Annotated in this window: 18 protein-coding genes and 1 pseudogene; 15 read left to right on the top strand and 4 right to left on the bottom strand. The window is 75.7% G+C overall.

What is annotated here, in order from left to right; genetic code table 11:
* Window positions 1-40 precede the first annotated feature (40 nt).
* Both frr and TEK04_RS13465 read left to right on the top strand, forming a co-directional pair.
* Window positions 41-598, top strand: coding sequence for a ribosome recycling factor (gene frr / locus TEK04_RS13470; RefSeq protein WP_336404861.1), 558 nt, complete (start codon window positions 41-43; stop codon window positions 596-598).
* Between the two features lie 167 nt (window positions 599-765).
* The gene (locus tag TEK04_RS13465) at window positions 766-1,743 is read left to right on the top strand and encodes a phosphatidate cytidylyltransferase (protein WP_336404860.1); all 978 of its coding nucleotides are present in this window, start codon (window positions 766-768) and stop codon (window positions 1,741-1,743) included.
* Here the strand turns inward: TEK04_RS13465 and TEK04_RS13460 are convergent.
* Window positions 1,710-2,855, bottom strand: coding sequence for a GNAT family N-acetyltransferase (locus TEK04_RS13460; RefSeq protein WP_336404859.1), 1,146 nt, complete (start codon window positions 2,853-2,855; stop codon window positions 1,710-1,712). The two genes, TEK04_RS13465 and TEK04_RS13460, sit on opposite strands and share 34 nt — an antisense overlap.
* A 33-nt stretch (window positions 2,856-2,888) precedes the next feature.
* Here TEK04_RS13460 and TEK04_RS13455 point away from each other — a divergent pair, with 33 nt between their 5' ends.
* From TEK04_RS13455 to rlmN, 3 genes are all read left to right on the top strand, one after another.
* Window positions 2,889-3,551, top strand: a complete 663-nt coding sequence (locus TEK04_RS13455; RefSeq protein WP_336404858.1) for a TrmH family RNA methyltransferase — start codon at window positions 2,889-2,891, stop codon at window positions 3,549-3,551.
* Between the two features lie 122 nt (window positions 3,552-3,673).
* Window positions 3,674-4,600 carry a hypothetical protein gene (locus tag TEK04_RS13450; protein ID WP_336404857.1) on the top strand — a complete coding sequence of 309 codons (927 nt, stop codon included), beginning with the start codon at window positions 3,674-3,676 and terminating at the stop codon, window positions 4,598-4,600.
* 73 nt (window positions 4,601-4,673) lie between these two features.
* Window positions 4,674-5,879 (top strand): dual-specificity RNA methyltransferase RlmN, encoded by a 1,206-nt coding sequence (gene rlmN, locus TEK04_RS13445; RefSeq protein ID WP_336404856.1) that lies wholly within the window; start codon window positions 4,674-4,676, stop codon window positions 5,877-5,879.
* Between the two features lie 61 nt (window positions 5,880-5,940).
* Here rlmN and TEK04_RS13440 read toward each other — a convergent pair whose 3' ends face one another.
* Entirely contained in the window at window positions 5,941-6,258 is a 318-nt protein-coding gene (locus TEK04_RS13440; protein ID WP_336404855.1) for a DUF2631 domain-containing protein, read from the bottom strand.
* 67 nt (window positions 6,259-6,325) lie between these two features.
* Between TEK04_RS13440 and dxr the strand changes: the two genes are divergently transcribed.
* The 5 genes from dxr (at window position 6,326) to TEK04_RS13415 (ending at window position 13,025) form a co-directional block, all read left to right on the top strand.
* Window positions 6,326-7,534, top strand: coding sequence for a 1-deoxy-D-xylulose-5-phosphate reductoisomerase (dxr, locus tag TEK04_RS13435; protein ID WP_336404854.1), 1,209 nt, complete (start codon window positions 6,326-6,328; stop codon window positions 7,532-7,534).
* Between the two features lies 1 nt (window position 7,535).
* On the top strand, window positions 7,536-8,930 hold the full coding sequence (locus TEK04_RS13430; protein WP_336404937.1) for a M50 family metallopeptidase: 1,395 nt from the start codon (window positions 7,536-7,538) through the stop codon (window positions 8,928-8,930).
* Window positions 8,931-8,957: 27 nt separating this feature from the next.
* Window positions 8,958-10,112 (top strand): flavodoxin-dependent (E)-4-hydroxy-3-methylbut-2-enyl-diphosphate synthase, encoded by a 1,155-nt coding sequence (gene ispG / locus TEK04_RS13425; protein WP_336404853.1) that lies wholly within the window; start codon window positions 8,958-8,960, stop codon window positions 10,110-10,112.
* Window positions 10,113-10,117: 5 nt separating this feature from the next.
* Window positions 10,118-10,987 carry a GNAT family N-acetyltransferase gene (locus tag TEK04_RS13420; protein ID WP_336404852.1) on the top strand — a complete coding sequence of 290 codons (870 nt, stop codon included), beginning with the start codon at window positions 10,118-10,120 and terminating at the stop codon, window positions 10,985-10,987.
* Between the two features lie 118 nt (window positions 10,988-11,105).
* A complete protein-coding gene (locus tag TEK04_RS13415) occupies window positions 11,106-13,025 on the top strand; it encodes a penicillin-binding transpeptidase domain-containing protein (protein WP_336404851.1) in 1,920 nt (639 codons plus the stop codon).
* A 67-nt stretch (window positions 13,026-13,092) separates the two neighbouring features.
* On the opposite strand, the gene TEK04_RS13410 is transcribed toward TEK04_RS13415, so the two are convergent.
* Window positions 13,093-13,554, bottom strand: a complete 462-nt coding sequence (locus TEK04_RS13410) for a DUF4439 domain-containing protein (RefSeq protein ID WP_336404850.1) — start codon at window positions 13,552-13,554, stop codon at window positions 13,093-13,095.
* A 74-nt stretch (window positions 13,555-13,628) separates the two neighbouring features.
* A complete protein-coding gene (locus TEK04_RS13405) occupies window positions 13,629-14,153 on the bottom strand; it encodes a hypothetical protein (RefSeq protein WP_336404849.1) in 525 nt (174 codons plus the stop codon).
* A gap of 192 nt (window positions 14,154-14,345) precedes the next feature.
* Between TEK04_RS13405 and rimP the strand changes: the two genes are divergently transcribed.
* The 5 genes and pseudogenes from rimP to infB all read left to right on the top strand — a co-directional run bounded on the left by rimP (window position 14,346) and on the right by infB (window position 19,545).
* Window positions 14,346-15,020, top strand: coding sequence for a ribosome maturation factor RimP (gene rimP, locus TEK04_RS13400; RefSeq protein ID WP_336404848.1), 675 nt, complete (start codon window positions 14,346-14,348; stop codon window positions 15,018-15,020).
* Complete coding sequence (gene nusA / locus TEK04_RS13395; RefSeq protein ID WP_336404847.1) at window positions 15,017-16,162, top strand: transcription termination factor NusA; 1,146 nt, start codon at window positions 15,017-15,019, stop codon at window positions 16,160-16,162. Before rimP ends, nusA begins: the two co-directional genes overlap by 4 nt.
* A gap of 8 nt (window positions 16,163-16,170) precedes the next feature.
* Window positions 16,171-16,509, top strand: coding sequence for a YlxR family protein (locus TEK04_RS13390; RefSeq protein ID WP_336404846.1), 339 nt, complete (start codon window positions 16,171-16,173; stop codon window positions 16,507-16,509).
* Between the two features lie 87 nt (window positions 16,510-16,596).
* Window positions 16,597-16,740: pseudogene (locus TEK04_RS13385) on the top strand (translation initiation factor IF-2 N-terminal domain-containing protein); the annotation flags it as partial.
* 969 nt (window positions 16,741-17,709) lie between these two features.
* Window positions 17,710-19,545 carry a translation initiation factor IF-2 gene (gene infB, locus TEK04_RS13380; protein ID WP_336404936.1) on the top strand — a complete coding sequence of 612 codons (1,836 nt, stop codon included), beginning with the start codon at window positions 17,710-17,712 and terminating at the stop codon, window positions 19,543-19,545.
* The last annotated feature ends 27 nt before the right edge of the window (window positions 19,546-19,572 follow it).

Raw genomic sequence — 19,572 nt, 5'->3', positions numbered from 1 at the left:
CGGTACCACCGGCCCTCCGGGGCCACAGGAGGAGAACAACGTGATCGACGACACCCTGCTCGACGCCGAGGAGCGGATGGACAAGGCCCTGTCGGTCGCCCGCGACGACCTCGGGTCGGTGCGCACGGGGCGGGCCGCCCCGTCGATGTTCAGCCGCATCGTGGTCGAGTACTACGGCGCGATGACCCCGGTGCCGCAGATGGCCTCCATCACGGTGCCCGAGGCCCGCATGGCGGTCATCAAGCCCTACGACAGCGGCCAGCTGGCCGCCATCGAGAAGGCGATCCGCAACTCCGACCTCGGCGTCAACCCGACCAACGACGGCCAGCTCATCCGGGTCAACTTCCCGCAGCTGACCGAGGAGCGGCGCCGCGACCTGGTCAAGCAGGCCCGCGCCAAGGGCGAGGACGCCAAGATCGCGATCCGCAACGTGCGGCGGCGGGCCAAGGAGGAGCTGGACCGGATCAACAAGGACGGCGAGGCCGGCGAGGACGAGGTGCGCCGCGCCGAGAAGGAGCTCGACGACCTGACCGCCCAGCACATCGCCGGCATCGACGACGCGATGAAGAACAAGGAAGCCGAGCTGCTCGAGGTCTGACCGAGCCCGCCGCGCCGACGATGGCCGCCCACCCCGCCCCGCCCCCCGGTCCCGACGGACCGGGTCGCGGGCGTGCCCGCCTCGTCGAGCCCGACACCGAGGAGCTGCCGGCGGCGGGCCGCCCACCGGCCGCAGCGGCGGGGGCGCCGCCTCCCGAGCCGCCCCCGGTGCGCCTGCCTCCCTCGGCGCGGCCGGAGGTGCCGCCGCCGGCCGCGCCGGTCCAGCGCGCCGACGACGCGCCGCTGACGGCGCTGCCCGGCGCCCTGGGTGCGGAGGCGACCGGCGCCGCCCCGGCCGACACCCCCACGGGTGCCCCGCGCGCGAGCCGGGCCGGCCGGGACATGGTCGCCGCGGTCGGGGTGGGTGCCGGCCTGGGCGCCGTCGTCATCGCCTCGCTGTTCCTCTACCGGCCCTCCTTCCTGCTCGTGGTGGCCCTCGCGGTCGTGGTGAGCGTCACCGAGCTGGTGCGGGCGCTGGACCGGGGTGGTCACCGCCCCCCGTTGCCACCCGTCCTCGTCGGCGGCCTGCTCATGCTCGGGCTGGCCTGGACGCGTGGCCCGGCGGGCCTGGTCGTCGCCTTCCTGCTCACCGTGCTGGCGGTGCTGCTGTGGCGGCTGGGCGACGGGCCGGTCGGCTACCTGCGCGACGCCTCGGCCGCGGTGCTGGTGGCCCTGTACGTGCCGCTGCTGGCCGGGTTCGCCGTGCTGCTGCTCGTGCCCGACGACGGCGTCGCGCGGGTGCTGCTGTTCATCGCCACGGTCGTCTGCAGCGACGTCGGCGGGTTCGCCGCCGGCGTCCTGCTGGGCAAGAAGCTGTTCGGCGACAAGCCGATGGCCGAGTCGATCAGCCCCAAGAAGTCCTGGGAGGGCTTCGCCGGTTCGGTGCTGGCCTGCGTCCTCATCGGCGTCCTGGTCATCACGCTCACCTTCCACGGCCCGTGGTGGGGCGGCGTGGTGTTCGGCGTGGCCATGGCCGTGACCGCCACCCTCGGTGACCTGGCCGAGTCGCTCATCAAGCGCGACCTGGGCATCAAGGACATGGGCGCGCTGCTGCCCGGGCACGGCGGCCTCATGGACCGCATGGACTCGTTGCTGCCCTCGGCCGTCGTGGCCTACCTGCTGCTGAGCTGGCTCGTCCCGGCCTGATCCGGCGGGGTGGCCGAGCGGACCACCCCGACGTCGTCGAAGCCCCGGCGGGCGTACCAGTGCCGCGGCCAGTCCGACGGGTCGGCCGCGAGCACGGCCAGGTCGCACCCGGCGCGCGCTGCCTCGACCAGCAGACGCGCCAGCACGGCGTCGCCCAGCCCGCGGCCGCGGTACGCCGGATCGGTCAGCACCGCCTCGACGGCCGCCGTGGCGCCGTCCGTGCGCAGCTGCCCGGCCGCCACCACGCGACCGCGGTCGCGCACCCCGACGTCGATGACCCCCACCGCCCGGGCGGTGCGGTGCTCCCGGTCGACCAGCTGGCGGACCGCGGCCGGGTCGTCGGGGATCAGCCCGCGCCAGGCCTCGGCCCACAGCGGGTGGACGTCCGTCTGGTCGACGACCTCCGCGGCGCCGTCCGGGACCCCACCGTCCGGGGCGGCACCCGTCGCGGGGGGCACGGAACGGCTCATCACCCGGTCCGCGGTGATCCGCCACCCGGCGCCCGCGAGGTCGTGCGCGAGCCGCGCCGCCGCGTCGTCGGCGCCGGGCCAGCACCAGGTGACGGCAGCCGCGGCGCCGGGCACCAGGGGGCCGGCGTCGGCCAGCACCTGTGCCGTGCCGACCGGCGCCGGCAGCAGCAGACGGTTGTCCTCGCCCGACACGGGGTGGTCGGGCGAACCGACCGCCCACCCGGCCGCCCGCCGCTGCACCGGCTCGCCGGAGGCGAGCGCCCGGCGCAGGGGGAGGGACGTCTCCAGGGCGGCGTGCCGACCGGCCGGGTCGTCGGCCTCGGGCACCGGGAGCCGGTGCTCGGCGGCCCAGGGCTGGACGGCGACCACCGCGGTGGCCGGGAGCGGGCCGTAGAGGTGGGGGAAGCGCATGGACTCCGGGTCGCCGGGCACGCCGGGCTCGAGCCGCACCGGGTCGGTCAACCGCGCGGGGTCGACGACCAGCAGCAGGACGTCGTCCCGGCCGGCGAACAACCGCCCCGCCGGCAGGTGCACCTGGTCGGGCGCGGACAGGTGGACGAAGCCGACCTCGGGCAGGGGGTCGATGCGGCCGCGCCGCAGCGCGCGGACCCAGTCGCCGGCGGGGCACAGGTGCAGCAGCACCGGCCCACCGTAGGCCGACCTAGGCTGCCGGCGATGGACACCGAGCCCGACCCCGCCGCACCCGGCCCCACCGAGTGGGGGACGACCGTCGGGGTCGGCCCGTGGGTCGGCCCGTGGCCGGAGGACCCCCGCTACGACCGGCACCTGCTGGCCGAGGGGGACCGCCGCAACGTGGTCGACCGCTACCGGTACTGGACCCTGGAGGCGGTGGTCGCCGACCTCGACCGGCGGCGGCACGCCTTCCACGTGGCCATCGAGAACTTCGGCCACGACCTGAACATCGGCACTGTCGTGCGCACCGCCAACGCCTTCCTGGCCGCGGAGGTGCACGTGGTGGGTCGACGTCGCTGGAACCGCCGGGGCGCGATGGTCACCGACCGGTACCAGCACCTGCGCCACCACCCGGACGTCGCCGCCCTGCTCGCGCACGCCAGGGCGGCCGGGCTGGCGGTCGTCGCGGTCGACAACGGTCCGGGAGCGCAGCCGCTGGAGACCGTCGAGTTCCCCGAGCGGTGCGTGCTGCTGTTCGGCGAGGAGGGACCGGGGCTGACCCCGCAGGCGCGGGCCGGGGCCGACCTCACCGTCTCGATCGCCCAGTACGGGTCGACCCGGTCGTTGAACGCGGGGGTGGCGGCCGGCATCGCGATGCACGGGTGGATCCGGCAGCACGCCCGACCGGTCGTCGACGCCGAGTAGTCGCTGAGCAGTCGTCGGGTAGCCGCCCAGTTGCGCGGCGCGGTCGCGCCTCCCGGCTGCGCGACCCGGCGCACGGCAGCATGGCGGGGCCCGCACCGTGCCGCCGTCCGTGGAGGTCGTCCGTGACCGGTTCCGCCCCGTCGTCCCCGGTCGCTCCCGGGTGGGACGCCGACTGGCTGCCGGACTGGGTGGGCTCGCCGGCGGTCACCCCTGCCGCCGTCGAACCCGCCGACGCTCCTGCTGACGTCCCCACCGGCGACCCCGCTCCCCACCGCGCGCGCGACCACGGGCCGGGCGCCGTGCCCGGCGCCCCGCAGCCGGCCTCGCGGCGGGTCCGGGGGGTGGTCGTCGGGGTGGTGGCCGCCGCGCTCGTCGTGGGGGGCGCCCTGGTGCTCCCGCTCACCGCGCGCCCGACCACCCCCACCGCAGCCGCCGGGACCCCCATGGCCGCGACCACCCCGGGAACGCACGTGCCGCTGGCGTCCGGCACGACCCCGACCCCCGCCCCGGCCACCGGGGTGGTCCCCCCGGCGCCCGGCTCGCCCGAGCCGGTGGTCGTGCCTGCTGCGCCGACCGGCGGGACCTCCCGGGCCGGCGCGCCGGCGGTGCCCGCGACCGATGCACCGGCCGCCCCGGCCGTCGAGGTCGAGCCCGCCACGGACCGGCCCGCCGACGACGGGGCCCGCGCCACCCCGGGCGCGGGCGCGCCGGTTCCGCCCCCGCCGAGCGCCGACGGGCCGGGCGCCGCGGACGGTGCACCCCGGAGCACCACCGCCGAAACCGCCACCGGCCCCGCCCCCGGGAGCCCGGGCGGCGGCGCTGCTGGCCCGGGTGCCGGCGACCCCGGCCGGCCCGACGCCGGCACGCCCGTCGACCCCAGCACCGCGACACCCACCACTGCGACACCCAGCACTGCTGCACCCAGCACCGCCGCACCCGCCTCGGAGACACCAACCACCGCGACGCCGATCGGCGCGGCACCGGCCGGCGGCCCCGCCGGTGACCCGTCGTCCGCGCCAGTGGCGTCCGGGTCGGCACCGGGGTCCTGACCGCCCGGCGGGAGCCATCTCACCCGGGCCGGTGGGGGCACCCGGCGGCGGCCGGTGGGACAGTGGAGCGGTCATGACTGCCGACACCACCGAGTCCGCCGGGGCCAGAGCCCCGCTGCCCCTGGTCTTCGAGGCCCCGCGCCGGGCGGCCAAGCCCCCGCGCCACCTCGCCGACCTGACCCGCGAGCAGGGCCGCGCCGCCGTGGTCGAGCTCGGGCACCCCGCCTTCCGGGCCGACCAGCTCGCCCGGCACTTCTACGCCGGGGTCACCGACCCGGCGGCGATGACCGACCTGCCGGCCGCCGCCCGCGCCGACCTCGTCGAGGCGATGCTGCCGGGTCTGCTGACCGTGGTGCGGCACCAGAGCGCCGACGGCGGTCGCACCCGCAAGACGCTGTGGCGTCTGCACGACGGCGCCCTGGTCGAGAGCGTCCTCATGCGCTACCCCGACCGGGCCACCGTGTGCATCTCGAGCCAGGCCGGCTGCGGCATGGCCTGCCCGTTCTGCGCGACCGGCCAGGGCGGTCTCACCCGCAACCTGTCGGCTGCCGAGATCATCGGCCAGGCGGTGGTCGCGGCCGCGGCGATGGCGTCGGGGGAGATCCCCGGCGGGCCCGGGCGGCTGTCCAACGTCGTCTTCATGGGCATGGGCGAGCCGCTGGCCAACTACAACCGGGTCCGCACCACGCTGGACGCCCTGCTCACCCCCGCGCCGCACGGTCTGGGCCTGGCGCAGCGGTCGGTCACGGTGTCCACCGTGGGGCTGGTGCCGGCGATCAACCGGCTCACCGAGGAGGGGCTGAACGTCACCCTCGCGGTGAGCCTGCACGCCCCCGACGACGAGCTGCGCGACACCCTCGTGCCGGTCAACACCCGGTGGAACGTGACCGAGGTGCTGGAGGCCGCCGACGCCTACGCCCGCCGCACCGGGCGGCGGTACTCCATCGAGTACGCCCTCATCCGCGACGTCAACGACCAGCCCTTCCGCGCCGACCTGCTCGGTCGCCGGCTGGCCAAGCGGCTCGCGCACGTCAACCTGATCCCGCTGAACCCGACGCCGGGCAGCAAGTGGGACGCCAGCCCGCTGCCCGCGCAGCGCGAGTTCGTCGCCCGCCTGCGTGCCCACGGCGTGGCGACGACGGTGCGCGACACCCGCGGGCAGGACATCGACGGCGCGTGCGGTCAGCTCGCGGCCAGCGAGGACGTCGGCGTCCCCACCGCGGCGCTGCCCCGCCCGCAGCTGGAGGAGACCGTCGAGCTGGGCGCCGAGACCGACTGAACGCACCAGCGGCCGGCCCCCGGGTCCGGGGACCGGCCGCTGGTGGTGGCCGAGGGGGAGGTCAGCGGGAGCGCCAGGCGTTCTTGCGGCGGCGCCAGTCCCACACCAGGATCCCCAGCAGGATCACCACGAACACGTTGATGTAGATGTTCTCGACGTTGCCCTCGTGGTTGCTGAACTGGAACGAGAACAGCACCAGCGCGGCGACGAACACGCCGATGCGGCCCTTCTTGCCCGTCTCGCCGTGCCAGCCCCAGTCCTCGGGCCGGTCGGTCTCGTGCAGCGGCTCCGAGCCGGCCCGCACGATCGCCTCCTCGCGGTTGGACTGGGCGACGACGGTCGCGCTGGTCTGCTGGCCGAGGTGGTCCTTCGCGCTCACCCACCCATCATGGCAGGCCCGCACCCGGCGCACGCGTCAGCACCGCGGGTCGGCGAGGATGGGGCCCGTGGTCGACTCCCCGCACGAGCCCCGCACGGTCACCGTCCTGGGGTCCACCGGCTCCATCGGCACCCAGGCCCTCGAGGTGGCCCGGGCCAACCCCGACCGGCTGCGCATCACGGGGCTGGCCGCGGGTGGCGCCGACGTCGCGCTGCTGGCCGAGCAGGCCCTGTCCCTCGGCGTCGACGTGGTGGCCGTGGCGCGGGCCACCGCCGCGCAGGACCTCCAGCTGGCCTTCTACGCCGCCGCCCAGCAGCGCGGCTGGGCGCAGGGGCAGTACCGGCTGCCCGAGATCCTGGCCGGGCCACGCGCGGCCGAGGAGCTGGCCGCCCGCCCGGCCGACGTCGTCCTCAACGGCATCACCGGGTCGATCGGCCTGGGGCCGACGCTGGCCGCCCTGCACGCCGGGCGCACCGTGGCGCTGGCCAACAAGGAGTCCCTGGTCGCCGGGGGAGCCCTGGTCACCGCGGCGGCCGCCCCCGGCCAGCTCGTCCCGGTGGACTCCGAGCACTCGGCGCTGGCGCAGTGCCTGCGCGGGGGCGCCCGCGGCGAGGTCGCCCGGCTGGTGCTCACCGCCAGCGGCGGCCCCTTCCGCGGGCGGTCGGCCGCCGAGCTGGCCGACGTGACCGTCGAGCAGGCCCTCGCGCACCCCACCTGGGCGATGGGCCCGGTGGTCACCATCAACAGCGCGACGCTGGTCAACAAGGGGCTGGAGCTGATCGAGGCGCACCTGCTCTTCGACGTGCCCTACGCCGACGTCGACGTGGTCGTCCACCCGCAGTCGATCGTGCACTCGATGGTCACCTTCGCCGACGGCGCCACCATCGCCCAGGCCAGCCCACCGGACATGCGGCTGCCGATCGCCCTGGCCCTGGCCTGGCCCGACCGGCTGCCGCACGTGCAGCCGGCGCTGGACTGGTCGCAGGCCAGCTCCTGGGAGTTCGCGCCGCTGGACCACGAGGCGTTCCCCGCCGTCGCGCTCGCGCGGTCGGCGGGTGAGGCCGGCGGCGTCGTCCCGGCGCTGTACAACGCGGCCAACGAGGAGGCCGTCGCGGCCTTCGTGGCCGGACGCCTGTCGTTCCCAGGGATCGTCCAGGTGATCGCGCGTACCCTCGACGCGGCGCCGGACCTCGGCGTCCCCACGAGCGTCGACGACGTGCTGGCCGCCGAGAGGTGGGCCCGAGAGCACGCCCGCGCCGCCATCGCCGGAGGTTGAGCTGAGCGGGTTCCTGCTGACGGTCCTGGGGATCGTCGCCTTCTTCCTCGGGCTGCTGTTCTCCATCGGCTTCCACGAGTACGGCCACTTCTACTGGGCCCGGAAGTTCGGCATGCGGGTGCCGCAGTTCATGGTGGGCTTCGGCCCCACGATGTACTCCCGCCGCAAGGGCGAGACCGAGTACGGGGTGAAGTGGATCCCGCTGGGCGGCTACATCCGCATCGTCGGCATGATCCCGCCGGCCGAGGAGGGCGAGAGCACGCGCGCCACCCGCATGCGCAGCTTCATCGCCGAGGTGCGCGGGGCCGCGCTGAACGACGTCCTGCCCTCCGACGGCGACCGGGTCTTCTACAAGAAGCCGTGGTGGCAGCGCGTGGTCGTGATGTCGGCCGGGCCGCTGCACAACCTGCTGCTGGCCGTCGTCCTGTTCACCATCACGCTCACGACCATCGGCACCCAGGTGCTCACCACCACGCTGGCCACGGTGCCGGCGTGCGTCATCCCCTCGAACGCCCAGTCCCTGGACCGGTTGCAGGACGACCCGGACTTCGACCTCTGCTCGGTGCCGCTGGTCACCGCCGGCGCCGACGCCGGCCAGGAGTGCCAGGAGGGGACGGCGAACTGCGCCCTGCCGGCCGAGAGCCCCGCCGCGGAGGCCGGTCTGCAGCCCGGCGACACCATCACCGCGATCGACGGCCGCCCCCTCGACCCCACCGCGTGGGACTCCTGGACCCAGGTGCAGACCGCCGTCCGGGCCTCACCCGACCAGCCGCTCACCCTCACCGTGGAGCGCGACGGGCAGAGCCGGCAGGTGCAGGTCACGCCGATCCCCAACACGGTGGCCGACCTCGACGGCGAGGGCACGCTGACCGCGGGCTACCTGGGGGTGAGCCCCGCCGACACCTTGGCCCGGCAGTCGATCACCGAGGTGCCCGGCTACTTCGGCAACATCGTGGCCAACTCGGTCGACCGGTTGCTCGAGATCCCCGAGCGCATCCCGGCGCTGTTCGGTGCCGCGTTCCTCGGCGACCAGCGCGACGCGGACGGGCCGATCGGCATCGTCGGGGTCGGCCGCATCTCCGGGGAGGTCTTCTCCTTCGCCGACTTCTCCGGGCTGCAGAAGCTGAGCTTCTTCCTCGGCCTGCTGGCCAGCGTCAACCTCGTGCTGTTCCTGTTCAACCTGCTGCCGATCTACCCGCTCGACGGCGGGCACGTGGCCGGCGCGCTGTACGAGAAGGCCCGCTCGACCGTCGCCCGCTGGCGCGGCAAGGCCGACCCCGGCCCCTTCGACATCGCGCGGCTGATGCCGGTGGCCTACGTGGTCGCCGGGCTGTTCATCGCGCTGTCGGCGCTGCTGCTGGTCGCCGACGTCGTCAACCCGATCACGCTGCAGTAACCGGCAGCACTGGAGGACACTGGCCCCGTGACCGTCGCACTCGGCATGCCCGCACCCCCGCCCCCCGTCCTCGCCCCCCGCAGGAAGACCCGTCAGCTCGACGTCGGCGAGGTGGGCGTCGGCAGCGACTCCCCGGTCAGCGTGCAGTCGATGTGCACCACCAAGACCGCCGACATCAACGCGACGCTCCAGCAGATCGCCGAGCTCACCGCGTCGGGCTGCCAGATCGTGCGGGTCGCCGTGCCCGACACCGACGACGCCGAGGCGCTGCCGATCATCGCGAAGAAGTCGCAGATCCCGGTCATCGCCGACATCCACTTCCAGCCGCGGTACGTGTTCGCCGCGATCGAGGCCGGGTGCGCCGCCGTCCGGGTGAACCCGGGGAACATCAAGAAGTTCGACGACAAGGTCGGCGACATCGCGAAGGCGGCCAAGGAGCACGGCACCCCGATCCGCATCGGGGTCAACGCCGGCTCGCTGGACAAGCGGCTGCTGGAGAAGTACGGCAAGGCCACGCCCGAGGCGCTGGTGGAGTCCGCGCTGTGGGAGTGCTCGCTGTTCGAGGAGCACGACTTCCGCGACATCAAGATCTCGGTGAAGCACAACGACCCGGTGGTCATGGTGCGCGCCTACGAGCTGCTGGCCCAGCAGTGCGACTACCCGCTGCACCTGGGCGTCACCGAGGCCGGGCCGGCCTTCCAGGGGACCATCAAGTCGGCGGTGGCCTTCGGTGCGCTGCTCTCCCAGGGCATCGGCGACACCATCCGCGTCTCGCTGTCGGCGCCCCCGGCCGAGGAGGTCAAGGTCGGCCTGCAGATCCTCGAGTCGCTGAACCTCAAGCCGCGCCGGCTGGAGATCGTGTCCTGCCCCTCCTGCGGGCGGGCCCAGGTCGACGTCTACAAGCTGGCCGACGAGGTCACCGCGGGGCTGGAGGGCATGGAGATCCCGCTGCGCGTGGCCGTCATGGGCTGCGTCGTCAACGGCCCCGGCGAGGCCCGCGAGGCCGACCTCGGGGTCGCGTCGGGCAACGGCAAGGGCCAGATCTTCGTCAAGGGCGAGGTCATCAAGACCGTGCCCGAGTCGCAGATCGTCGAGACCCTCATCGAGGAGGCGTTCCGCATCGCCGAGCAGCAGGCCGACGACGGCGTCACGTCGGGCACGCCCACCGTCAGCGTCTCCTGACCGGCATGACCGTGCTGGGCGCCCGCGCGGCGCGGGTGCTCGACGCCTCCGACGAGCGCGCCGTGCGGCAGCTGCTGGACACCGACCCGGTGGCCACCTGCATGCTCGCCGGCCGGGTCGAGACCCACGGCACGGACCCCGCCTCGCTGGGTGCGCCGCTGTGGGGCATCGGGGCCGACGGCCGCCTCGACGCCGTCTGCCTCGCCGGGGCCAACCTCATCCCCTTCACCCGGCCCGGGGTCGAGGCCGAGGCGGCCCGGGCCTTCGCCGACCGCGCCCGGCGGGCCGGCCGGCGCTGCTCGACCATCGTCGGTCCGGTCACCGCCGTCGCACCCCTCTGGGAACGGCTGGCCCCGCACTGGGGCCCGGCCCGCGACGTGCGGTCCAACCAGCCGCTGCTGGCCATCGAGGGCCCACCCCTGGTCCCGCCCGAGCCGCGGGTGCGGCCGGTGCGGCTGGCCCAGCTGGAGACCCTGCTGCCGGCCGCGATCGCCATGTTCACCGAGGAGGTCGGCGTCAGCCCGCTGCGCGCCGACGGCGGTGCGGGCTACCGCGCCCGGGTCACCGAACTGGTGCGCGCCGGCCAGTCGCTGGCGTGGATCACCGACGGGCCCGGTGGGCCCGAGGTGGTGTTCAAGGCCGAGGTGGGGGCGGTGTCGCGCGGCGCCTGCCAGGTGCAGGGCGTGTGGGTCGCGCCGGCGCACCGGGGACGAGGGATCGGGCAGGCGGGGACGGCCGCGGTGGTCGAGTACGCCCGCCGGGCCATCGCCCCCGTCGTCAGCCTCTACGTCAACGACTTCAACGACGCGGCGCGGGCGGCCTACCGCCGGGTGGGCTTCCGCGACGTCGGCACCTACGCCTCCGTGCTGTTCTGACCCGTGCTGTCCTGACCCGTGCTGTTCTGACCCGTGCCGTCCTGACCGGGGGAGTGCTCCTGCGCCGTCGGCGCCGGCGCGGCCCGGTCCTGTCAGGGGGACGTGCCAGAGTGCAGCCGTGAACGGACGACGGGGCAGGGTCCTGCTGGTCACCACGGTCGTGCTGGCCGGCCCGGTGCTGAGCGCCTGCAGCGGGGCCGACCCCGCGGCGGGTGCCCGCACGGCCGCGCAGGGGTTCCTCGACGACTGGTCGGCCGGTGACCTCACCGCCGCGGCCGGCGACACCGACGACGCGGCCGCAGCCACCACCCTGCTCGAGCAGACGGCCGCCGACCTGCCCGACGCCACGCTCACCGCCGAGCTGGGCGAGGTCGCGGTCACCGGTGACGGCGAGGTCGCGGCCACCGCGCAGTGGACGGCGACCTGGGACCTCGCCGCCGCGCCCGACTGGTCCTACACCGCCACCCTCGACCTCACCCGGGCCGACGACGACGCGCCCTGGCAGGTGGTGGCCAGCCCCTCTGTCGTGCACCCCGAGCTGGGCGAGGGCCAGCACCTGCAGCTCTCCCGGTCGCTGCCCGAGCGCGCCGCGATCACCGACGCCGGCGGGGCGCCGCTGTTCACCGAGACCGAGGTCGTCACGGTGGGGGTCGACAAGGGCCAGGTGACCGACCTCGCGGCGCTGGCCTCGGCGCTGGGCGCGGCCACCGGGGTCGACCCGGCCACCATCACCGCCGACGTCGAGGCGGCCGGCGAGGGCCAGTTCGTGCCGGTCATCACCCTGCGCCGGCCCGACTTCGAGGCCATCCGGGCGCAGGTGTTCGACCTGCCCGGTGCGGTGTTCCCCACCTCCACCAGGTTGCTGGCGCCCACCGCCCGGTTCGCCTCCGCCCTGCTCGGCCGGGTCGGCGAGGCCACCGCCGAGGTGCTGGAGGAGTCCACCGGCGACGACGGTCGCCCCCGCTACGCCGCCGGTGACCAGCTCGGGCTCTCGGGTCTGCAGCGGGCCTACCAGGAGCAGCTGGCCGGCACCCCCGGCTTCACCGTCAGCGCCCTCAGCCTCGACACCGCGACCGGGGACACGGGCGTGGTGATCGGCTCGGTCGACCCGGTGCCCGGCACGCCCGTGCAGACCCCGCTCGTGCCGGCGGTCCAGACCGCGGCCGACGCCGCCGTCGCCGGCCAGTCGCTGGCCACCCACGTCGTGGTCGTCCGCCCGGGGACGGGGGAGGTGCTGGCCGTGTCGTCCAACGAGGCGGCGAACGCGAGCAACGCCCTCTCGGGGCAGTTCCCGCCCGGGTCGAGCATGAAGACGATGACGGCCACCGCACTGCTCGCCGCGGGCGCGCTCACCCCGGACACCCCGGTCGCCTGCCCGGGCACCACCACCGTCGACGGCCGCGAATTCGAGAACGAGGACCAGTTCGACCTGGGCACGGTCCCCTTCACCGAGGCCTTCGCGCAGTCGTGCAACACCACCTTCATCGAGCAGGCGCTGACGCTGCCCGACGACGCCCTGAGCGCCGCCGCCGCCGGGTACGGGGTGGGCAGCGACTGGCAGCTGCCGGTCGGCATCTTCTCCGGCAGCGTCCCGTCGACCAGCACGGGCACCACCAAGGCCGCCGACGCGATCGGGCAGGGCGAGGTGCTCGTGAGCCCCGCGCAGCTGGCCCTCGTGGCCGCCGGCATCGCCAGCGGCACCCCGGCCGCGCCCGTGGAGGTCCTCGGCGCCGACCCGGCCGGTGCGGCCCCGGCCGGGCCCGGGCAGGCCGTGCTCGACCAGCTGCGCCCGATGATGCGCCAGGTCGTGCTGTCGGGCACCGCGACCGGGCTGGCCGACCAGGGCGAGGTGTACGGCAAGACCGGCACCGCCGAGTTCGGCACGGCCACCCCGCCGGACTCCCACGGCTGGTTCGTCGGCTACCAGCTCGGCGGCCCGCAGGGCGACATCGCGTTCGCGGTGCTGGTCGAGGCCGGCCAGTCCAGCAGCGCCGCGGTCGCGGTCACCGACGCGTTCCTGTCCGGCCTGGCCGGCTGACCCGGGTGGCCCGCCTGGCCCGCCTGGCCCGGCTGACCCGGCTGGCCCGGCAGCGGCCGGGCGCCGCTCAGCCCAGGCCGGGGGTCGCCGAGGTGGGCGGCACGGTGCCGGCCTGCTGCCGCCACGCGACGGCCCGCACCTCGGCGGCGCCCGCGGCCTGGGCGGCGAGCTCGCGGGTCGAGCGCTCGGCGGCCTGGTCGAGCACCCACACCCACGCCGCCGTCGTCCCGTCCTCCAGCACGACGGCCAGGGCGGCCGCGTCGACCGCCGACAGCACCGGGAAGGGCAGCTGGTAGGCCGCCTCGGTGGCCACCGGGTCGGCGCCGCGGGCGGTGAGCACGGCCGCGACCCGGTCGCGCAGGTCGCGGTGGGCCTCGGCGGCCTCGGCCACCGCGCCGCGCTGACCCGCCGGCACCGCCGCCCCCACCGTGCCGTAGCCCCAGACGGCGGCGTGCTCGGCGGCGAGGGCCTCCTGCAGCGCGGCGGTGCCGGCGCGCACCGACCCGGCCTCGGCGCTGCCGGCGGGCACCGACGACGACCCCGACGACCCCGCCGACGACCCCGGCGACGACCCCGATGGCCCTGCCCCGGAGGTGGGCGCGGTCATGCCAGCACCGCCCCGTGCCCGCGCAGCCCCGCGGCGATGCTGCCCAGCAGGGCGGCCCGGGCGCCGGTGAACTCGGGGCAGGCGGTGGCGTGCGAGTCGGCCGTGGCGGCCACCCGGGTCCGCAGGTCCGCCCGCGGGTCGACGCCGACCCCGCCGTCCGCGGACCCCGGCGCGGTGGCCCCTGACCCGGACGTCGACCCGGACTCGGATCCGGACGCCGACCCGCTCGCGGACGAGGTCACGGTGGGCGCGGCGGCCCGCAGCAGGTCGAGCTGCTCCTGCCACTGCGCGGCCAGCCCGGCCGCGGTGGCGGCCAGCTCCGGGGAGGCCGCGAACGCCGCGACGCCGGCGGCCACCAGCTGCTCCTGGGCGGCGACCTGCCCGGCCAACCGGTCGACCTGGGCGGGGGTGACGGCGTCGGGACCGGGCGGCTGGCCGGTGCACCCGGCGACCAGGCCCAGCAGCGGGGCCACCCCGGCCGCGACCAGCACCGTGCGGCGGGGGACGGGGCGCGTGGACATCGGCCACATCCTGGCAGCCGCGCCCGGGCCGGTGCCGTCGCACCACCGCGGCCGGGACGACGTCCCGGGTGGAGGCGGTACCGTGGTCGCTCCGTCGCCGCGCCCGAGCCCTGCCTGGTCCGCGCGGGCGGGCCCGGGTCGCACCGGCCCGCCGACGACGGCCGACAACTGTTCCGCCCGAGGAGGATCCTGGTGCCCACACCGCAGTCGCCCCGGTCCGGACCCGTCGCCACCGACCGGCTCACCGGGTGGTTCGCCCCCGTCGTCGCCGAGGCCGGCTACGACCTCGAGGACCTCGACGTGCGGGCGGCGGGCAACCGCTTCGTCGTCCGCGTGGTCGTCGACCGCGACAGCGGGGTCAGCCTCGACGACGTCGCCGAGGTCAGCCGGGCCCTGTCGGACGTGCTCGACGCCGAGGACGACGACCTGGGCCGCTCGCCCTACGTCCTGGAGGTCACCAGCCCCGGGGTGGACCGGCCGCTGACCCTGCCCCGGCACTGGCGGCGCAACGAGGGCCGGTTGGTCACCACGACGGTCGGCGGGCAGGAGCTCCTCGGGCGGGTGGTGTCCGTCGACGACGACGGCGTGACCCTCGCGGTGGAGAAGGGCGGGGCGAAGAAGGGCCAGGTCCGCAAGGCCGTCGGCGACCGCACCGTGAGCTGGGCCGAGCTGGGCGAGGGGCGGGTGCAGGTCGAGTTCAACCGCCCGGCCGGGCACCGCGACGCGCACCTGGTGCACGAGGGGCCCGACGACGACGCCGGGGACGACACCGACGACGAACCGCTCACCGCCGACGACGTCGACGACGAGCTGGACGAGCACGACGGGTCCGCCGACGCGGCGGCCCAGGACAGAGGAGAACAGTGAACATCGACGTGACCGCCCTCAAGGCGGTCGAGCGCGAGAAGGGCATCCCCGCCGACACCGTGCTGCAGGCGATCGAGACCGCGCTGGTCACCGCCTACCGGCACGCCGAGGGCGCCGCCAAGCACGTCCGGGTGCAGATCGACCGCAAGAGCGGGGAGGTCGCCGTGCTGGCCCAGGAGCTGGGCGAGGACGGCGAGGTCGTGCACGAGTGGGACGACACCCCCACCGACTTCGGCCGCATCGCCGCCAGCACCGCCAAGCAGGTCATCGTCCAGCGGCTGCGCGACGCCGAGCACGAGCAGACCTTCGGTGAGTACGCCGGCAAGGAGGGCGACGTCGTGGGCGGCATCGTCCAGGCCCACGACCGCCGCAACAGCGAGGGCACCGTGCTGGTCGACATCGGCAAGGTGGAGGCCAACCTGCCCGCCACCGAGCAGGTGCCCGGCGAGACCTACCCGCACGGCAGCCGGCTGAAGGCCTACGTGGTCTCGGTCGCCCGCACGTTCCGCGGCCCGCAGGTGACCCTGTCGCGCAGCCACCCCAACCTGGTGCGCACCCTGTTCGCCCTCGAGGTGCCCGAGATCGCCGACGGCAGCGTCGAGATCGTCGCGGTCGCCCGCGAGGCCGGCCACCGGTCCAAGATCGCCGTCCGCACGAAGGTGCCCGGGCTGAACGCCAAGGGGTCCTGCATCGGCCCGATGGGCCAGCGGGTGCGCAACGTCATGAGCGAGCTGCACGGCGAGAAGATCGACATCGTCGACTGGTCCGACGACGAGGCGACGTTCGTCGCGTCGGCGCTGTCCCCGGCCCGGGTGTCCAGCGCCCGGGTCGTCGACGCCGCGGCCCGCGCGGTGCGGGTGGTCGTCCCCGACTACCAGCTGTCGCTGGCGATCGGCAAGGAGGGCCAGAACGCCCGCCTGGCCGCGCGGCTCACCGGTTGCCGCATCGACATCCGCAGCGACGCCCAGCCCGAGACCGAGGACACGGTGTCCCCGGGTGAGGGTCGCGCCCCGCTGCGTTCGGCCCCCCGGCCGGCGGGTGGTCCCGAGGGTCTCCCCGGCCGCGGCGGGCCGGCCCGCAGCGGCCCCCCGCGGGGTGGTCCGGTGCGACGGCCGGAACACCGCGGGCCCTCGGCGCGCTAGACTCGTCGATGGCCGACACGTCGATCCCGGTCCGCACCTGTGTGGGGTGCCGGCGGCGCGCTCCGGTCACCGAACTGCTGCGCGTCGTCGTGCAGGGCACCCGGCTCACGCCGGATCCCCGCCGGCGGCTCCCGGGACGGGGCGCCTCCGTGCACCCCACCCCCGAGTGCCTGCGTGCGGCGGTCCGGCGTCGGGCCTTCCCGCGTGCGCTGCGCGTCAGCGCGCCGCTGGAGACCGGCGAGCTGCAGGACCACGTCGACCAGGCGGGGGACGGCAGCACCCCAGCACCAACCGTCGGACCGGCACCCGGCCGGTCCGCTCGTCGAGAGCAGGACGTCCTCGGATGACCCACCCGTGAAGTCGCACCGATGACCATGCACCACTGACGACGAGGTCGAGCGGGCAAGCCGCCGGCCTCACCACTGAGGAGACCCGTGCCAGGCAAAGCCCGCGTTCACGAGCTCGCTAAAGAGCTCGGTGTCGACAGCAAGGCCGTGCTCGCCAAGCTCAAGGAGCAGGGCGAGTTCGTGAAGTCCGCATCGTCCACGGTCGAGGCCCCCGTGGCCCGGCGCCTGCGCGAGGCCTACGGGTCCGCGAGCGCGCCGGCGGCCCCGAAGCCCGCGCCCCGTCCGGCTGCGCCCGCGCCGGCGGCCCCGTCGGCCGGCGCGCCCGCGTCGGCTGCTCCGGCGGCCCCGGCGCCGGCCCCCGGCCCGCGTCCGGTCGGCCGCCCCGCCGGTGCCGGCCCCCGCCCCGGCCCGCGTCCGGGTCCTGCCCCGCAGGCCCCCCAGCCGCAGGCCCCGCAGACCCCGGCCCAGCCCGCTGCGCAGGCCCCCGCCGCGCAGGCCCCGGCGGCGAGCGCTCCCGCCGCGAGCGCCCCGGCGCAGCCGCGTCCGGGCGCCCCGCGTCCCGGTGCGCCGCGTCCGTCGGGCCCCGGTGGTGCAGCCCCCGGCGGCGGTGCTCCCGGTCAGGGCGGCACCGGTCAGGGTGCGCCGCGTCCCGGTGGCCCCCGGCCCGGCCCCCGGCCGGCCCCCCGCCCGGGCAACAACCCGTTCAGCAGTGCGCCCCGCCCCGCTGCGCCCGGCCGTCCCGGCCCGCAGGCACCCGGTGGCGGCGCGCCCGCGCAGGGCGCACCGGGCCAGGGCGGTCCCCGTCCGGCCCCCGGTGCCGGCGGCCCGCGTCCGCCGTCGGGCCCCGGTGGTCCGCGTCCCGCGGCCGGTCCCGGCGGGCCCCGCCCGAACCCGGGCATGATGCCGCAGCGGCCCAGCCCGGGCATGATGCCCGGTCGCTCGACCGGTCGCCCCGGTGCGCCGGGCGGCCGCGGTCGGCCCGGTGGGCCCGGCGGTGGCGGCGGTTTCCGTCCCGGCGGCGGTGGCCCCGGTGGCGGCGGCGGTGCCCCGGCCGGCGGTTTCCGCCCCGGCGGCGGCGGTCGCGGTCGTGGCCGCGGTGGCTCGGGTGCCGGCACCGCGGGTGCCTTCGGGCGTCCGGGTGGTCGCGGCCCGGTCCGCGGGCGCAAGAGCAAGAAGCAGAGGCGTCAGGAGTTCGACTCCATGGCGGCGCCCTCGATGGGTGGCGTCAGCCTGCCCCGCGGCAACGGGCAGACCGTCCGGCTGCCCCGCGGTGCCTCGCTGACCGACCTGGCCGAGCGCATCGGCGCCCAGCCGGCCGCGCTGGTCACCGCCCTGTTCCACCTGGGCGAGATGGTCACCGCGACGCAGTCGGTGAACGACGACACGCTGCAGCTGCTCGGGGCCGAGATCGACTGGGTCATCCAGGTCGTCAGCCCCGAGGACGAGGACCGCGAGCTGCTGGAGACCTTCGACCTCACCTTCGGCGACGAGGAGGGCGACGAGGACGACTGGGACGCCCGCCCGCCGGTGGTCACCGTCATGGGTCACGTCGACCACGGCAAGACCAAGCTGCTGGACGCCCTGCGCCACACGAACGTGGTGGCCAAGGAGGCCGGTGGCATCACCCAGCACATCGGCGCCTACCAGATCGTCACCGAACTCGACGGCGAGGAGCGGCCGATCACGTTCATCGACACCCCGGGTCACGAGTCGTTCACCGCGATGCGTGCCCGTGGGGCGAAGGTGACCGACATCGTGGTGCTGGTGGTCGCGGCTGACGACGGCGTCATGCCGCAGACGGTCGAGGCGCTCAACCACGCCCAGGCGGCCGAGGTGCCGATCGTGGTCGCGGTGAACAAGATCGACAAGGAGGGGGCCAACCCCGCCAAGATCCGCCAGCAGCTCACCGAGTACGGCCTGGTCGCCGAGGAGTACGGCGGCGACACCATGTTCGTCGACGTCTCGGCCACCACGCGCCGGGGCCTCGAGGAGCTGGAGGCCGCGGTGCTGCTGACCGCCGACGCCTCGCTGGACCTGCGCGCCAACACCGAGCAGGACCCGCAGGGCGTGGTCATCGAGGGCAAGCTGGACAAGGGCCGCGGCCCCGTGGCCACGGTGCTCGTCCAGCGCGGCACGCTGCGCCAGGGCGACTCGATCGTGGCCGGCGACGCCTACGGGCGCGTCCGCTCGCTGCTCGACGAGCACGGCAACAAGCTGAAGGAGGCCCTGCCGGCCCGCCCCGTGCAGGTCGTGGGTCTCACCTCGGTGCCCCGCGCCGGCGACACGTTCCTCGTGGTGGAGGAGGACCGCACGGCCCGGCAGATTGCCGACCGCCGCCAGGCCCGCATCCGCAACGCGCAGAACGCGCAGGCCCGCAAGCGGATCAGCCTCGAGGACCTCGACGCCGCCCTGAAGGAGAGCCGCGAGCTCAACCTGATCATCAAGGGCGACAACTCCGGCACCGTGGAGGCGCTGGAGGAGGCCCTGATGAAGATCGAGGTGAGCGACGACCTGTCGCTGCGGGTCATCCACCGCGGCGTCGGTGGCATCACCAAGAGCGACATCGACCTGGCGCTGGCCGACGACGTCATCGTCCTGGGCTTCAACGTCCGGGCCGAGGGACAGGCCACCGAGCTCGCCAACCGCGAGGGCGTCGACGTGCGCTACTACTCGGTGATCTACCAGGCCATCGAGGAGATCGAGGCCGCGCTCAAGGGCATGCTCAAGCCCGAGTTCGAAGAGGTGCAGCTGGGCACGGCGGAGGTCCGCGAGGTCTTCCGGGTGCCCCGCATCGGCAACGTCGCGGGTTCGCTGGTGCGCAGCGGCACGATCGTGCGCAACAGCAAGGCCCGGCTCATCCGCGACGGCGCGGTCGTCGCCGACAACCTGTCGGTCGACTCGCTGCGCCGCTTCAAGGACGACGCCACCGAGGTCCGTGAGGGCTACGAGTGCGGTATCGGCCTGGGGTCGTTCAACGACATCAAGGTCGACGACGTCATCGAGACGTTCGAGCTGCGCGAGAAGCCCCGGGCATGACCCCCGCGGCAGGTCGGCGGATGATGA

The sequence above is a fragment of the Klenkia sesuvii genome (assembly GCF_037083825.1).
GTDB classification, from domain to species: domain Bacteria; phylum Actinomycetota; class Actinomycetes; order Mycobacteriales; family Geodermatophilaceae; genus Klenkia; species Klenkia sesuvii.
The sequence above is the reverse complement of the archived record's forward strand: the minus strand, read 5'-3'. Positions and strand labels throughout refer to the sequence as shown.

Excerpts from the sequence above, each read along its gene's own strand:
- TEK04_RS13455 (WP_336404858.1), top strand. The coding sequence starts at position 2,889 with ATGGACACCGAGCCCGACCCCGCCGCACCCGGCCCCACCGAGTGGGGG.
- rlmN (WP_336404856.1), top strand. The coding sequence starts at position 4,674 with ATGACTGCCGACACCACCGAGTCCGCCGGGGCCAGAGCCCCGCTGCCC.
- TEK04_RS13420 (WP_336404852.1), top strand. The coding sequence starts at position 10,118 with ATGACCGTGCTGGGCGCCCGCGCGGCGCGGGTGCTCGACGCCTCCGAC.
- TEK04_RS13405 (WP_336404849.1), bottom strand. The coding sequence starts at position 14,153 with ATGTCCACGCGCCCCGTCCCCCGCCGCACGGTGCTGGTCGCGGCCGGG.
- TEK04_RS13390 (WP_336404846.1), top strand. The coding sequence starts at position 16,171 with ATGGCCGACACGTCGATCCCGGTCCGCACCTGTGTGGGGTGCCGGCGG.
- infB (WP_336404936.1), top strand. The coding sequence starts at position 17,710 with ATGGCGGCGCCCTCGATGGGTGGCGTCAGCCTGCCCCGCGGCAACGGG.